We start from the raw sequence: 14,729 nt of genomic DNA on the forward strand, positions 1-14,729 counted from the left end.
CTTCAACGCTTCGAAGCATTGAGGCTTTGAAGTCAGGGTGCTTTCGCGCCCATCCCCTCACTCCGGCAACACCGCCATCAACACATCAACAGTCCGTGCCGTCGCGCCACGATGGCGCGCGGCAAACGCCGAAGCCGCGCCGCCCATCGCCAGCCGCCTCGCTTTGTCGCCGAACAGCTCGCGCAACGCCCGCGCCAGATCAGCCGAATCTTGCACCTGCACCGCCGCGCCCGCCGCGACCGCATCCGCCGTCGCTTGCGTGAAGTTGAACACATGCGGCCCGATCAGCACCGGCACCCCAACCGCGCATGCCTCGATCAGATTCTGCCCGCCCAGCGGCAGCAAACTCCCGCCGATAAACGCCAGATCCGAAGCCGCATAGTAAGCGCCCAACTCGCCCATCGAATCGCCAAGCAATACGTTCACGTCTGAAGGCAAAGCAGGCACACCACCGCCTGCACTTGAAGCAGCACCCGACGCCACCGTCGCAGCAGGCGCCCACGTCGAACGCCGCTCAAGACGCAAACCAGCCTTCTCGAGCAGCCCCGCCACTTCATTAAACCGTTGCGGATGACGCGGCACCAGAATCAGCAACGCATCCTCGATGCCCAGCGCCGCGAACGCCTGCAGCACCAGCTCCTCTTCGCCTTCACGCGTACTCGCCGCGACCCACACCGGCCGCGTACCGATCGCCGCTCGCCATGCATGGCCACGCGCCGCCAATTCCGGCGGTGTGCTCATATCGAACTTCAAATTCCCGAGCACGGCGACATTACGCGCACCGAGCGCAGTAAGCCGCTCCGCATCCGACGGACTCTGCGCCAGCACGCGCGCAAACCCACCGAACACGCCTTTAGTCGCATGACCGAACTTGGCCGCGCGCTTATATGAGCGCGCCGACATCCGCGCATTGGTCAGCACCAGCGGCACATCCGCGCGACGACATTCGTCGATCAGCGTGGGCCACACCTCAGTTTCCATCACCAGACCCAGCGACGGCCGCCACGCCCGCAAAAACCGCCGCACCACATGCGGCATGTCGTACGGCAGATAGCTGCGCAACACGCGGTCGCCGAAAATCTGCTCCCCAGTGGCGCGGCCACTCGGCGTCATATGCGTCAAAAGAATTCGCGCGTCGGGACGCGCCTTCATCAGCGCATCGATCAGCGGTTGCGCAGCACGCGTCTCGCCCACCGACACCGCATGCACCCAGATCAGCGGTGCATTGTCTTCCGGCAGCCGACCTCGCGAGTAACCGAACCGCTCGGCGATATGCTCACGATAGCCACGCTCCTTGCGCGAACGGATCAGCAAACGCAGCACGGCGAGCGGCGCGATGATCCACCAGAGCGCGTTATAAATCGCCCTCAGCATCGGGACTCCGCACGCTCGAGTGCGAATCCGAATGCAAGCACGCGTTTCACCGCGCGATCGAAACAGACAGCGGCGCTCAAACCAGCGCCCTGCCCTTCAGGCGCTCGAGAATGCCGAGCGGTGCGCAGTCCGGCTGCGCCATCGCCTTGACCGGCAGGAAGAAGGTCTGCTCCAGCATGAACTGGCCGGACATCACCGCATGTGAAGTCTGGTCGGAGAAACACACCCACACGCTGCCCGGCGGAAACGGCATGGTCTCCTGCGGGCTCGACTTCTGATACTCGAGATCGGCTTTCATGCCGTCGTGCAGATTCAGCATCAAATGGTCGTATTCGCTGCGTGGCGATTTGGTCACATGCAGCAGATTCAACAGCCACGCCGAGCCGGGCATCTGAGGTTTGATACGCGGCAGGAAGCGCTTGGCCATATCCTCGAACGGTTCGCCGACGCGCCACACGCGCGGTGCGCCATGCGGATTCACGTTGGTGAACACGCGCAGAATGCGCTCGCCGTAATTCGGCCGCGACGGAAAGGCGTCAACATGCAGACGGCTGTCGTCCTTACGCCAGGACGTCTCGCGCCCTTCCACCTGATGCAGCCGCAGGCTCGTCGGCGCGACGCGCAACCTGCCGTTGTATTCGGGAAAGAGCCCATCGACCAGCGTACGCGCATTGGACTGATAACGCGCGATCAACGCGCGCACCGCCGATTGCGTGACCGCATCACCGGCCACGCCGTGCAAGGCGCCGCCATTCGGCTCAAGACTGATGTTCTTGCGGTTCGGATCGGCCAGCGCGGGATCGAGCAAAGCCTGTTCGCCGCCTTCGATGGCAAAGCTCAGGTTCGGGAAGTACAGCACCTTGCCGCGTTCGACGCCGGCCAGCAGCATCTCGCGCGGCACGGAAAGATTGCGTCCGTGCCAGTCGGCGTTCGCTACTTCGATGATCTGGGTTTCGTTCATGGTCGCCCTTGAAAACGGATGGAGCGTAAGGCGAAGCACACCGCACTACAGCGCTACAGCATTAGAGCAGGCCGAAACCGGCCAGCGCGGACTTCACTTCCTGCAGCGTGGGCGGCTTGCCGGCCGTGCCGAGGTTGACGACGTTCGGCGACCAGTAGCCGCCAGTACGCCACGCGGTGGCGAAATTGTACAACTCGACTGTCGGCCGCTTCAGCGCCGCCGCAATGTGAACTAGACCTGTGTCAACGCCGACTGTCGCGGCGGCGCCTTCGATCAGGCCGACCACCGCCGGCAACGACAGCTTGGGAGGCACAATGGCCGCACCGCCGAATTCCTTCGCCAGACGCTCGCTGGTGACGCGCTCTTCTTCGCTGCCCCACGGCAGCACGATCGACGCGCCGCGCCGCACCAAAGACTGCCCGAGTTCGATCCAGGCGGTATCGGGCCACTGCTTGTCGGCGCGCGAGGTGGCGTGCACGAACACCACGTAAGGCACCGGCAGATTCAGATTCGCTTCCGACAAAGCCAGCGCCGCGCGCCCGGTGTCGATGCCGAAGTCGATCTCGTCGGTGGGGCGCGGCTGCGGGTCGTCCAGCGCCGCGGCCACCAGTTGGCGCGTGCGCTCGACCACATGGGTGCGCGGCCGGATCGGCACGCGCTTGTCGTAGAAGAACCGCACCGGCCATTCGAAGCCGGCGCCGTCGGTACGGTTCGCGAGGCCGACCAGCGGCCCGCGCGCCATGCTCGCGACCCACGCGGTCTTGATGAGCCCCTGGCAGTCGATCACGAGGTCGTAGTGCTCGGCGGCAAGCGCGCGGCGAAACGTGCCGATCTCGCGCCAGTTGTCGACCGAGAGGATGCGCTTGCGCCAGCGCCGCAGCGACACGGGAATCGCCCGCCGCACACCGCTGACGAGCTCCACGAGGCCCACGAAGCTTTCTTCGACGAGCCAGTCGATCTGGGCCTCGGGATGGCGGCGTCGGATGTCGGCGATCACCGGCATGTTGTGAACGACGTCGCCCAATGACGACACCCTCACGATTAGTATCTTTTGCACGCTCAAGTGTGGGAAAACCGGCTATCCGGCCCGAAGATGCTATGAAAGGACGGCAATTCTATCGCGACACGGGTAAATGGCATGAAAAAACGCGGCGCGGTAACTGAAACCCGCGCCGCGTTCGACAGCAACCGCGGTTCACGAAGAACCGCGCCGCCGCTGGAGCTTTTAGAACGGCAGCTTCGCGTCCGGCTTCTCCGCCATGATTACGCGGCGGAAGTCTTCCTGGATGCGCTTGAGCGCTGCGTCGCTATCGGCTTCGAAGCGCATGACCACCACCGGCGTGGTGTTCGACGAACGCGCCAGACCGAAGCCGTCCGGATACTCGACACGCAAGCCGTCGATCTTCACAACGTCGTCCGCGCCGGTGAACGTCGCGTTTTGCTGCAAACGCGCGATCAGTTCGAAGTTTTCGCCTTCTTCGAGCTTCAATTGCAGTTCCGGCGTGGAATTCGAGTTCGGCAGCGAGTTCAACAGCTTGCTCGGATCTGCCACACGCGTCAGGATTTCCAGCAGCCGCGCGCCCGTGTACAGGCCGTCGTCGAAACCGTACCAGCGGTCCTTGAAGAACACGTGGCCGCTCATTTCGCCCGCCAGCGGTGCGCCGGTTTCGCGCAGCTTCGCCTTCACGAGCGAGTGGCCGGTCTTCCACATCAGCGGTTCGCCGCCCTTCTCCTTGATCCATTTGCCCAAATTGCGCGTGCACTTCACGTCGTAAATAATCTGCGCGCCCTTGTTGCGCGACAGCACTTCTTCGGCGAACAGCATCAGCTGGCGGTCCGGATAGATGATCTGGCCGTCTTTGGTGACGACGCCGAGGCGGTCGCCGTCGCCGTCGAATGCGAAACCGATTTCAGCATCCGTTTCCTTCAGCGCGCGGATCACGTCCTGGAGGTTTTCCGGGTGAGCCGGGTCCGGGTGATGGTTCGGGAAGTTGCCGTCGATTTCGGTGAACAGTTCCACCAGCTCGCAACCGAGCTTCTTGAAGAGCTTCGGCGCGAGGCCGCCTGCCACACCGTTGCCGGTGTCGACCACGATCTTGATCGGACGCGCGAGCTTGACGTCGCTGGTGATGCGATCCAGATACGCATCGGCGATGTCGTACTCGGTGTACGTGCCGCTGCCTGCAGAAAAGTTTTCGTCGACGATGCGCTGATGCAGCGCGAGGATCTGCTCGCCGTAAATGGCCGCGCCGCGCAGGACCATCTTGAAGCCGTTGTAGTCAGGCGGATTGTGGCTGCCCGTCACGACGATGCACGAATCGACGCGGCGCTCGCCGCCGTCGAGCTTCAACGGCACGCTGGCCGCGAAATAGCCGACCGGCGTCGGCACCATGCCGACGTTGACCACGTCGACGCCGGCTGCACGCAGACCGTCCGATAGCGCCTGGATCAGATCGGGACCCGACAGGCGGCCGTCACGCGCCACCACCACGGCGTCGCCGCCTTGCGCCCGCACTTCGCTGCCAAAAGCGAGACCGATCGAACGCGCTGCGTCAGTGTCGAGCGTCTTGCCGATCACACCGCGAATGTCATATGCCTTGAAAATAGATTTGGAGATCATGTTGGCTCACTTGCGTGCAATGGAAAAATTTGACCGGCGTATTGCCGAGAGATCGGTAAAACTACCTGCTAAACCGAGCGATGCGCCCTTGCCGGAAGCGATCCGGTTCCAACTTATAATTGCGCCTTTCGGACATGCCCTAATAGACATCCATTCTAATGCTTAGACGCCCTGCTTTTGCAATGTTGCCGCGACAGTCGGCCAGGTGGGCTGTTACACATTGCGCCCTGGCGCACGTTGCGTCCCCCGCACAACACCTGCAACACCTACAACGCGTGCAACCGCATAGGCGAGTGTCCGCCGGATGCTGACGCTCAAACGCTTCGCCAATCCGGACGTCACGCGCGCCTTCACCAACATCGTCTGGCTCGGGCTGGAGCGGCTCACGCAGATCGGCGTGGCGATCGCGATCAGCGGCATGCTGGCGCGCTACTTCGGGCCTGACACCTTTGGTAAATGGCAGTACGCGAACACGCTGCTGCTGGTGCTGTCGCCGATCACCTGGGTGTGCGGGGCGGAAATTCTGGTTCCCACCATCGTCGGCCGGCCGCCAACTCAACTGGGCACGGTGCTCGGCAGCGCCTTCGCGCTGCGCTTTTCGGTGTCCGTGGCGGCGCTGCTGCTCACGTGGCTCGGCATCGCGCTGCACTTTTTCGACCCGCTGGTGGGCGCCATGCTCGCCGGCCTCGCGGTGACTATGCTGTTTCGCGAACCGTTCGTCGGCGTGATCAACGCGTGGCTGCAAAGCATGACTTACAGCAAGCCGCAGTTGCTCACCAGCATGAGCACCGCGGTGCTGAAGGCCGGCGTCGTCTATCTGATGGTGCGCGCAATGGCAACGCCCGCGCGCTTTGGCTGGCTGTGGGCGGTCGAATCGGCGGTCATTGGCGCGGTTCTGCTGATCTATTACACCGGCCGGCATGGCGGCAAGCTCGGCTGGCACCTCGATCGTTCGCTCTTCAAGCACTTCGCGACCGCGGGCACGGTGTTCTGGATCGGGCTGATCTGTATGTATCTGTTCCTGAAACTGGACCGACTGATGCTCGAGCGGGCCATTTCTTTCGCCGACCTCGGGCGCTATTCCGCCGCGCAGCAGTTGAACGAAAACTGGATCACGCTCGCGCTGATGCTTGCGCAGACGATTGCGCCCGCCTTTGTCTACCGCGTACAGGATGCCGCGCAATTGCGCCGCAACGTGTGGCGGCTGACCGCCATGACTGCCGCGCTGATGGTAAGCGGCGCGATCGTGCTGGATTTGCTGGCGGGTTTCATCATCCGCCGCGTGTTCGGACCGGACTTCGAAGGCGCCATCGAGATTTTCCGCTGGGCCGTGTGGCTTTCCGTGCCGGCCGGCATCGAAGCGATCGGCAATCTGATCGTGCTGAAATATCAGGCCAAATTCGTGTTGCTCTCGAAGTGGCTGCTGGCGCTGGCCGTTGCGTTCGTGGTCAATCTGCTGGCGATTCCGCGGCTTGGCGCTTACGGTGCGCTGGTGGGCCTCGCGGCCGGTTATCTCGCCGCCGCGTCAGTTAATCTTTATTACATTCGTTTCAAATTGCGCCCATGACGAATTCATCCGCCGCCGCGCAGATTTCTCTCGACGACGTCGCCGTCCTGATGCCCGCGTACAACGGTCAGGCCGACGTCGATCTCACGCTGGCCTCGTTCAGCGAAAGCGCGCTGATCCACGTATTGATCGTCGACGACGGCAGCACGCCGCCGATCGTCGCGCCGGCGATCGCCAACATGAAGATCGAAGTGCTGCGCATGCCGCAGAACGGCGGCATCGAACGCGCGCTGCAAACCGGCATCGACGCCCTTGCGCAGCGCGGCTTTCGCTACGCAGCACGCATCGACGCGGGCGACCGCAGCGTGCCGCAGCGCCTGGCCAAACAACGCGTGTTCATGGAGTTGCATCCGCAAGTGGCCGGCCTCGGCATGTGGACGCAGGTCGTCACGCGTGAAGGCAAGCCGCTTTTCATGCTGACGCCGCCCGCCGAACCGAACGAGATCCGGCGTCTGCGCTTCTTCCGTTCATGCCTCGCGCATCCTTCGATGATGCTGCGCATCGACGCAGTGCGCGCGGTCGGCAACTATCGCGCTGCGTATCCTTCCGCCGAAGACCTCGATCTGTTCGTGCGCCTGATGGCGCGCTACGACTGCGCGAATCTGCCGGAACTCGGGCTCTATTACGAGCTGAACGAAGGCGGCATCAGCGCGACCAAACGGCGCCGCCAGGTCAGCTCGACGCTGCGGCTGCAACTGCGCTACTTCAACGTCACCAATCTGTACGACTGGCTGGGTCTCGCCAAAAATCTGCTGCACTTCGTGACGCCTTACCGCGCATTGCAGCGGGTCAAACGCACGCTGCTCGCGCCGCGTGCGGGCCATTGATTCCGTTATGCCGTCATTCACCCTGTCATTCACCGTCGAGCCCGTTCCCGCATGAAGCCTGCCTTGAAATCGACACCCGCGCTACGCATTACACTCGTCTGTAACACCGCCTGGGCAATCTATACGTACCGGCAAGGGCTGATCCGCACGCTGGTTGGGCGCGGCGTCGACGTGACGGTGCTCGCGCCGCGCGACCGCACGTTCGAGCTGCTCACCGCGATGGGCTGCCGCTGCATCGAATTGCCGGTGGCGTCCAAAGGCACCAGTCCGCGCGAGGACCTGCGCACACTTTTGTCGTTGTATCGTTTGTATCGAAGCATCCGCCCGCACGTCGTGTTCCACTACACGATCAAGCCGAACATTTACGGCTCGGTCGCCGCGAAACTGGCGGGCGTGCAGTCGGTGGCGGTGACGACCGGGCTCGGTTACGTGTTCATCCAGCAGAGCCGCGCGGCGCAAGTCGCCAAGAAACTGTACCGTTTCGCCTTCCGCTTCCCGCGCGAAATCTGGTTTTTGAATCGCGACGACCAGGCCGCGTTTGTCGAGCAGAATTTGTTGGTGCATCCTGAGCGTGCGCGTCTCCTGCATGGCGAAGGCGTCGATCTCGAGCAATTCGCCTTCACGCCGCTGCCGGAGCGGACGGAATTCAAGTTCGTGCTGATCGGGCGGCTCTTGTGGGACAAGGGCGTGGCCGAATATGTCGAAGCCGCGCGGCGCTTGCGTGAACGTTATCCTCAGGCGCGGTTCCAATTGCTCGGTCCGGTTGGCGTCGACAATCCGAGCGCAATCACACGCGAAGAAGTGACCGCGTGGGAGCAGGAAGGCATCATCGAGTATCTTGGCGAGGCGCACGACGTGCGGCCTTTCATCGCCGATGCGGATTGCGTCGTTCTGCCTTCCTATCGCGAAGGCGTGCCGCGCACGCTGATGGAAGCATCGGCGATGGGCCGGCCGATTGTTACGACGGATGTGCCCGGCTGCCGTGAAGTGGTGGCGGACGGCGTCAATGGATTGCTGTGCGAAGTGCGCAATGCCGCGAGTCTCGCGGAGAAGCTGGCGCAGATGCTCGACATGAGCGGCGCCGAGCGCCGTGCAATGGCAGAACGCGGCCGACAGAAAGTCGCGAAAGAATTCGACGAACGCGTGGTCGTCGAAACGTATAAAGACCTGGTGCAGAAAATGACGGGCGTTTTACTTTAACGGAGTAACAGCATGACCACGAAGGGTACGATTCTGGTAACGGGCGGTGCAGGATTTATCGGCTCGCACACATGTGTCGAACTGCTCAACGGCGGTTACGACGTCGTGGTAATCGACAATCTCGTGAACAGCAACCGCGAATCGTTGCGGCGCGTGGAGAAAATCACGGGCAAGGTCGTGAGCTTCTACGAAGCCGACGCACGCGACGAAGCGGCGCTCAACCGTATTTTCGACGCACACCCGATCACCGGCGCGATTCACTTTGCCGCGCTGAAGGCGGTGGGCGAATCGGTCGCCAAGCCAATCGAGTACTACAGCAATAACGTCGGCAGTTTGCTGACGCTGCTCGGCGTGATGCGCGATCGCAACGTGAAGCAGTTCGTGTTCAGTTCATCGGCAACGGTGTATGGCGTGCCCAAGAGCTCGCCGATCGATGAATCGTTTCCGCTGTCGGCGACCAATCCTTATGGGCAGTCGAAGCTGATTGCCGAGCAGGTTCTGCGTGATCTGGAAGTGGCGGATGCGTCCTGGCGGATTGCGACGCTGCGCTATTTCAATCCGGTTGGCGCGCATGAGAGCGGGTTGATTGGGGAGGATCCGGCCGGTATTCCGAATAACCTGATGCCGTATGTGGCGCAGGTCGCTGTCGGCAAGCTGGAGAAGCTGCGGGTGTTCGGTGGCGACTATGAGACGCCGGATGGCACCGGAGTGCGGGACTATATCCACGTTGTTGACCTGGCGCGCGGGCATCTGGCGGCGCTGGATGCGCTGGTTAAGCGCGATGCCAGTTTTGTCGTGAATCTCGGGACTGGGCAGGGGTATAGCGTGATCGACGTCGTCAAGGCGTTCGAGAAAGCTTCGGGGCGCCCTGTGCCTTATGAAATCGTGGCGCGGCGGCCGGGTGATGTGGCTTCGTGTTTTGCGGATCCGGCGGCGGCATTGGATGTGCTCGGCTGGCGCGCGGAGTTTGGGATCGAGAGGATGTGTGCGGATCACTGGCGGTGGCAGGCGGGGAATCCGCACGGATTCGCCTGATTCGATTTCGCCTGAGTCGATCAAAGCTCGGCGGCGGCGCGCTCTTGCAGTTGGCAGGCAAAGCGCACGGGGCGTGCCGCCCTTCCTGAGCACGGGCGTGACTCAATGCTTCGTCTTATGCTTGCGCTAAGATGGGCATCTACAAAAATAAATCTGAGGGAGGAAGTGAGACCATGAACATTCATCCAGTGATTCTTTGCGGCGGAAGCGGTACCCGACTTTGGCCGATGTCGCGAGGCGGATACCCGAAGCAGTACCTCAGATTGACCGGCGAAAACACGCTGGTTCAACAAACTGTATTGCGCCTGCGCGGCATCAGGAACGTTGCGGCTCCCATCGTCGTCACGAACAATGACCAGCGCTTTCTGGTCGCTGAACAGTTGCGACAGGTGGATATTGCACCGGCATCGATCGTACTGGAGCCTGTCAGCCGTAACACCGCGCCTGCCATTGCGGTTGCCGCGCTGGCAGCGATGCGCGAATCCGCGGAATCCATCCTGCTCGTTCTGCCGTCGGATCATGTCATTACCGGCGAGGCGGCGTTCGTCGAGGCAGCCGAAGCCGCGGCTGAGATCGCCAACGACGGTTATCTGGTCACCTTCGGCATTGCACCAACTGAGCCGCACACCGGTTATGGCTACATCCGTGCGGGTGCGCAGCTTGAAGGAGACACCCATGCGTTCGCCGTGGACGCATTCGTCGAAAAGCCAGACGAGGCCACGGCGCAGCGTTTCCTTCGTGAAGGAGGCTACTTCTGGAACAGCGGCATGTTCATGCTGCGGGCTTCGACCTTCATGGAAGAACTGCGCCTTTACGAGCCAGAAATCGCTGCACAGGCAGAACTTGCGCTCGACGGGGCGCAGCTCGACAACGACTTCACGCGTCTCGACGCTAAAGCGTTCGCCGCCTGCCCGAATGTTTCGATCGACCACGCCGTGATGGAGAAAACGAAACGCGCAGCGGTCATTGCCACAACGAACCTCGGTTGGAACGATATCGGCTCGTGGACTGCGCTTGCTGACATTGCAGAACACGATGCCCAAGGCAATTCACTTCTCGGCGACGTCCTCACCGAAGCGATGAGCAACTCATACGTGCGCGCGGAGCACCGACTGGTGGCCGCCATCGGTCTCGACAATGTCGTCATCATCGAGACCGCTGACGCCGTACTGGTCGCCAATCGGGACCAGGTGCAGGACGTCAGGAAAATCGTTGCCCAGTTAAATGCGGCGGGCCGCCACGAGTCAGTCACGCATCGTCGTGTGGCACGTCCCTGGGGCTCATACGAAGGCATCGACGGCGGCGATCGCTTCCAGGTGAAACGCATCGTGGTCCGCCCTGGCGCGCAGCTTAGCCTGCAAATGCATCATCACCGTGCCGAGCACTGGGTCGTCGTGAAGGGCACAGCACTCGTCACGAACGGTGACAACGAGATCATCCTGACAGAGAACCAGTCGACCTATATTCCACTTGGAATCACGCACCGCCTGAAGAACCCGGGCAAGATCCCGCTCGAATTAATCGAAGTGCAATCCGGCGCCTATCTTGGCGAAGACGACATTGTGCGATTCGAAGACACATATGGGCGGGCGGAAAAGACATAACGCCCATAAGAATCTGACAACTCAATAAGGCGTTGTCACATCAAGGTGTTCGCGTCGTAGTAGTGCGATGGACGGAGCTTTCCTTAAAGGCGGGACGGATTCTGGGTAAGCCCGGTGAAACGATGCCACGAAGCAAGGCGTTCGCCGGGTTGTTTGCGCTGGAGGCTCAATTGAAACCGGAAATACCCGCGAACGGCGCAACTGATGGTGGCGCCCGGGAATCGATGGCGATAGTACAGTGACGTGGTTGTCTTCATCGCATCACGCTACCGGCGCGAAACATGTGAAGTGAGCACGTGCGCCCTCGCGGATGAAGCAAATCCGGAACGCATGATTTTCCCACGTTCTGGATTATGGGTGACGTCGTTCCTGTCACAGCTACTGACCCACAGGATTGCCCGCGAAACGTTGCTCGTCCACCGCGATCATCTTTGGAGACTCGCGGTGGATGGCGACAATCATGATGGCAATGCGACCAGCCATGCAACTTGACGCTAGCCATCGGGGCGCTATCCATCAAGGGCGTCGCATCCAAGTCCGTCACTTCGGTTCAGATCCCGGGACGCGCAGGAGCGGCGCCATAGGTGGACGATCGTGAAAGGTGCACCGTTGGTACTGAAAATGAGGATGCGGCGAGCGCATGAGATGGGTCGGCGTGCGAATGACGCAGAAGGGAAACTCGGGAAGAGATGGGCAGAAGAAACCCGTGCGGCGAGCCGCCCACACCGTCCCGGGTGTGGGCGCAAAGCGGATGGCAAACTACAGCCTATTTTTTAGGTTCGTCAGCCATCGCGCGACGACAACCAGCGGCTGGACATCATCAAGGAATACGACAAGACATTCTGGATAGCGCGGCGGCAGGCAGCTTCGAGCCGGTCGCGCCCGTAGTCCTTGCCCATGCGCAGCACCGCCCAGGCAGGTGCGATAGGCTTGTTGCGGGTGCTTGCGAGCGCCCAGCAGATGCTGAATGACGGCCGCCGTGTGCGGACCGATGTCGGCCGCCCAGTTACGCAGCCGCTCCGGATCCCAGCCCTTGGCGACAGCCAGGTGCTCCGGCGGCATGTGCACGTCGATCGTGGTGTGGTACCGACGGCGAGCGCTTTTGCCGTGAGCGGCAATGCGCTGGCCGCGATGGAAGATCTCGACGGTGTTGGCTATGTGACGCATGTCGACCTGTTCGCGCGCATAGCGGTACGGGGCACCGAGTAGTAGTGCTGGTCGAGCTCAACGTGATAGTCCGACGCGTGCGACCTGCCACTCCGCGTACTGATAGCGCCGCTCGGGCAGCGGCCTGAGTGCGGGACAATCGATCTCGTCGAAGACGCTGCGGCGGGAGCCGGGCAATTTCTTGAAGGACCGGTTGTTCAGATCGCTCAGCAACGCGGCGACCGCCCGGTTGGCCTCGTCCAGGCTGGGCGGCGACAATTGTCTTGGCCGGCGACGACGATAGGTCCGATCGGCTCGGCGTCTGGCAGGCGCACTTCGAGCATATGATCGCAGCACGACTGAAACTCTCTTCAGGTAGTACTTTTCCTACACGGTGATAACCAGATCGGTGTACTTGGACAGATGGCCGTCCGAAGTCACCAAACGTAACGGTTCCGACAGAGCCTGTGCGACTAGAAGCCGGTCGAACGGATCGCGATGAATGTCCGGCAGATCGCGAACCATCGCCGCATGAACCGCCCGCACGGGCAACTCCGAAAAGCCGCTCGCTTCGATCTCGGACACCAGCAAGTTCACGTCCACGTCGAGCTTGTCAAGCCCTGCCTTGATCGACGCCTCCCAAATACTGGCGCTACTGACGAAAACATCGTCCGCGTCCAGTATCAGCTTGCGTGCCGCTTTGGTCAGCTTGCGGTCGTCCGTGACCGACCAGAGGAAAACATGCGTATCGAGAAGCAGTCGCATCAACGGCCCTCGAATGCTGCGATGACGTCATCGGGTAGCGGCGCATCGAAGTCTTCCGCGATCCGAACCTTGCCTTTCAGCCCGCCGAACCGGCGCACCACCTTGGCCCGCTCCATCGGGACCAGGCGCGCAGCCGGTTTGCCGGCCTTGGCAATCACAATTTCCTCGCCGCTGGCTGCGGCATCGACCAGGCGCGAAAACTGCGTCTTCGCTTCATGAATATTGACCGTTTGCATAACTGCTCCTAGTGGACTAAGCCCACTTTAGTCCACATTGTTCCAATGGTCAATACGTTCCGGTATCCAGCACGCAAGGGATGTGCGCCGACGAGTCGGCGTAACTCACTCATGCCAAACGGCCGTGGGCCTGCAGCAGGCGGCCAGTTTTGGCCGATCGCGACTTATCCTGAAAGCGGTCGCGCGACCTCTACGGGGGGGTATGACATTGCACTGAACCGGAGTTTTGGCACAAAAAGGGAGTTCGGATAACCAGGTTAGCGCCGCGGGTGACGCGACACCTCAGGTGTCGCGTCGAGCTTCATCCGCCCGACCATGGGCGCAGGACGGTACTGCCATGAAGTCAAACCGTTTCTTCAGCATGGCAGGCCCCGCCCTGACCAAGATGAAAGCGGGCTATCGGCGCCTGTCAGAATCCCACAGTCAGTTCAGTATCGTGAGCCCCGGAATGGCCTCATCGCGTACGCGGCCGCCAGTCAGCGCATGGCACACCGCACCCGTCGTGGTACCGAGCGCGTGGGCCGCCTTCCGCAAGCTGCCGCGATGCTCTGTAAGCGCGGCCATTACTATGGCCTCCGTGAGTACCGGAATCGCGAGAAGCGTGTTGTCGTGTACCAGCGCCCCGCCAGGCGCTCGCGTATGTCGCGACCGCGGTGCGGCTTCTCTCGGGAACCGGCTTAGGATTGGCAGCAACCCGAGCTTGTTGATCCACACGACGAATTCACGCCAGTGCCTCAGTCTCTCGGCGACTGCTTGTTCCGGCAGGCCTTCGGTTGACCAGCGGGACCTCAGATAGTGAAGATGCTTGCTCTTGAGGTTCCACGGGGTTTCGGGCGTGAAGCCACCCGCGCGCAGAACCCGAAACCCTTCGAGCAGAACGGCAACTCTCCGACATTGCGCTTCGGCCGGAACCGCGTAACAGCGGCCTGTTCGCACATCTAGCGAAGAATCAATTCTATTTCTGACGAGTTTGCGGAACTCCCGCTTGAATACGGCCGGCAGGGTGCTGCATGTGATCACATATCGGTAGTCGTAGACGGCTTGCATGCTGTTTTCCCTTGAATGAGAAATTGGGCGGTCGACGCCGCGTGAGACGCCGACCCATGAGCGGTGCGCGCAGGATGCGGCGCCACCCGGTTAGGTTGTGTGCGCTGTTTATCAGGCCGCGCGCGCCGTTCACTATGGATATGGCCAGCCGTCGCTCCATGCCGACGTCCGGTAAGACAGCGCGCAGTTGGCCGCAAGGGACCCGCAGATCCTCAAGAGGACGGTGGCGGGATGCACGCAGACACGCGGGGGGAGAGGAAACAGGAGACGGCCTATACGGCGGACAGCACAAAGCTAGCCGCAGATGACGTCACAAAAATGAAGTAGGAAGAACGGGCGAACGCCCT

At 61.8% G+C, this 14,729-nt stretch carries 12 protein-coding genes and 2 pseudogenes; 5 read left to right on the forward strand and 9 right to left on the reverse strand.

What is annotated here, in order from left to right:
* Window positions 1–57: 57 nt before the first annotated feature.
* The 4 genes from waaA to P3T25_RS16660 form a co-directional block, all read right to left on the reverse strand.
* Entirely contained in the window at window positions 58–1,374 is a 1,317-nt protein-coding gene (gene waaA / locus P3T25_RS16645; protein WP_429358404.1) for a lipid IV(A) 3-deoxy-D-manno-octulosonic acid transferase, read from the reverse strand.
* A gap of 76 nt (window positions 1,375–1,450) precedes the next feature.
* Window positions 1,451–2,335 (reverse strand): Kdo hydroxylase family protein, encoded by an 885-nt coding sequence (locus P3T25_RS16650; protein ID WP_429358405.1) that lies wholly within the window; start codon window positions 2,333–2,335, stop codon window positions 1,451–1,453.
* Window positions 2,336–2,396: 61 nt separating this feature from the next.
* Complete coding sequence (gene waaC / locus P3T25_RS16655; RefSeq protein WP_429358406.1) at window positions 2,397–3,398, reverse strand: lipopolysaccharide heptosyltransferase I; 1,002 nt, start codon at window positions 3,396–3,398, stop codon at window positions 2,397–2,399.
* A gap of 162 nt (window positions 3,399–3,560) precedes the next feature.
* A complete protein-coding gene (locus tag P3T25_RS16660) occupies window positions 3,561–4,955 on the reverse strand; it encodes a phosphomannomutase/phosphoglucomutase (protein WP_171926789.1) in 1,395 nt (464 codons plus the stop codon).
* 304 nt (window positions 4,956–5,259) lie between these two features.
* Here P3T25_RS16660 and P3T25_RS16665 point away from each other — a divergent pair, with 304 nt between their 5' ends.
* The 5 genes from P3T25_RS16665 (at window position 5,260) to P3T25_RS16685 (ending at window position 11,188) form a co-directional block, all read left to right on the forward strand.
* The gene (locus P3T25_RS16665) at window positions 5,260–6,522 is read left to right on the forward strand and encodes an oligosaccharide flippase family protein (RefSeq protein WP_429358407.1); all 1,263 of its coding nucleotides are present in this window, start codon (window positions 5,260–5,262) and stop codon (window positions 6,520–6,522) included.
* A complete protein-coding gene (locus tag P3T25_RS16670) occupies window positions 6,519–7,349 on the forward strand; it encodes a glycosyltransferase (RefSeq protein WP_429358408.1) in 831 nt (276 codons plus the stop codon). Before P3T25_RS16665 ends, P3T25_RS16670 begins: the two co-directional genes overlap by 4 nt.
* Before the next feature lie 51 nt (window positions 7,350–7,400).
* Window positions 7,401–8,549, forward strand: coding sequence for a glycosyltransferase family 4 protein (locus tag P3T25_RS16675; protein ID WP_429358409.1), 1,149 nt, complete (start codon window positions 7,401–7,403; stop codon window positions 8,547–8,549).
* 12 nt (window positions 8,550–8,561) lie between these two features.
* A complete protein-coding gene (gene galE / locus P3T25_RS16680; RefSeq protein WP_429358410.1) occupies window positions 8,562–9,584 on the forward strand; it encodes a UDP-glucose 4-epimerase GalE in 1,023 nt (340 codons plus the stop codon).
* 173 nt (window positions 9,585–9,757) lie between these two features.
* Window positions 9,758–11,188 carry a mannose-1-phosphate guanylyltransferase/mannose-6-phosphate isomerase gene (locus tag P3T25_RS16685; protein WP_429358411.1) on the forward strand — a complete coding sequence of 477 codons (1,431 nt, stop codon included), beginning with the start codon at window positions 9,758–9,760 and terminating at the stop codon, window positions 11,186–11,188.
* Between the two features lie 158 nt (window positions 11,189–11,346).
* Here the strand turns inward: P3T25_RS16685 and P3T25_RS16690 are convergent.
* The 5 genes and pseudogenes from P3T25_RS16690 to P3T25_RS16710 form a co-directional block, all read right to left on the reverse strand.
* Window positions 11,347–11,445 (reverse strand): annotated as a pseudogene (locus P3T25_RS16690) (IS6 family transposase); the annotation flags it as partial.
* A gap of 585 nt (window positions 11,446–12,030) precedes the next feature.
* A pseudogene (locus P3T25_RS16695) lies at window positions 12,031–12,601 on the reverse strand (Mu transposase domain-containing protein); the annotation flags it as partial.
* Window positions 12,602–12,721: 120 nt separating this feature from the next.
* On the reverse strand, window positions 12,722–13,099 hold the full coding sequence (locus P3T25_RS16700) for a type II toxin-antitoxin system VapC family toxin (RefSeq protein ID WP_266260004.1): 378 nt from the start codon (window positions 13,097–13,099) through the stop codon (window positions 12,722–12,724).
* Window positions 13,099–13,335, reverse strand: coding sequence for a type II toxin-antitoxin system Phd/YefM family antitoxin (locus P3T25_RS16705; protein ID WP_154560309.1), 237 nt, complete (start codon window positions 13,333–13,335; stop codon window positions 13,099–13,101). The genes P3T25_RS16700 and P3T25_RS16705 overlap by 1 nt, the downstream gene beginning before the upstream one ends.
* A 423-nt stretch (window positions 13,336–13,758) precedes the next feature.
* Window positions 13,759–13,899 (reverse strand): hypothetical protein, encoded by a 141-nt coding sequence (locus P3T25_RS16710; protein ID WP_429358412.1) that lies wholly within the window; start codon window positions 13,897–13,899, stop codon window positions 13,759–13,761.
* Between the last annotated feature and the right edge of the window lie 830 nt (window positions 13,900–14,729).

The organism is Paraburkholderia sp. GAS32, from assembly GCF_050434225.1.
In the GTDB taxonomy this organism is placed as follows: domain Bacteria; phylum Pseudomonadota; class Gammaproteobacteria; order Burkholderiales; family Burkholderiaceae; genus Paraburkholderia; species Paraburkholderia madseniana.

Coding starts and splice junctions, on each gene's coding strand:
- waaA (WP_429358404.1), bottom strand. CDS start 1,374: ATGCTGAGGGCGATTTATAACGCGCTCTGGTGGATCATCGCGCCGCTC.
- P3T25_RS16650 (WP_429358405.1), bottom strand. CDS start 2,335: ATGAACGAAACCCAGATCATCGAAGTAGCGAACGCCGACTGGCACGGA.
- P3T25_RS16660 (WP_171926789.1), bottom strand. CDS start 4,955: ATGATCTCCAAATCTATTTTCAAGGCATATGACATTCGCGGTGTGATC.
- P3T25_RS16665 (WP_429358407.1), top strand. CDS start 5,260: ATGCTGACGCTCAAACGCTTCGCCAATCCGGACGTCACGCGCGCCTTC.
- P3T25_RS16670 (WP_429358408.1), top strand. CDS start 6,519: ATGACGAATTCATCCGCCGCCGCGCAGATTTCTCTCGACGACGTCGCC.
- P3T25_RS16675 (WP_429358409.1), top strand. CDS start 7,401: ATGAAGCCTGCCTTGAAATCGACACCCGCGCTACGCATTACACTCGTC.
- galE (WP_429358410.1), top strand. CDS start 8,562: ATGACCACGAAGGGTACGATTCTGGTAACGGGCGGTGCAGGATTTATC.
- P3T25_RS16685 (WP_429358411.1), top strand. CDS start 9,758: ATGAACATTCATCCAGTGATTCTTTGCGGCGGAAGCGGTACCCGACTT.
- P3T25_RS16700 (WP_266260004.1), bottom strand. CDS start 13,099: ATGCGACTGCTTCTCGATACGCATGTTTTCCTCTGGTCGGTCACGGAC.
- P3T25_RS16705 (WP_154560309.1), bottom strand. CDS start 13,335: ATGCAAACGGTCAATATTCATGAAGCGAAGACGCAGTTTTCGCGCCTG.
- P3T25_RS16710 (WP_429358412.1), bottom strand. CDS start 13,899: ATGGCCGCGCTTACAGAGCATCGCGGCAGCTTGCGGAAGGCGGCCCAC.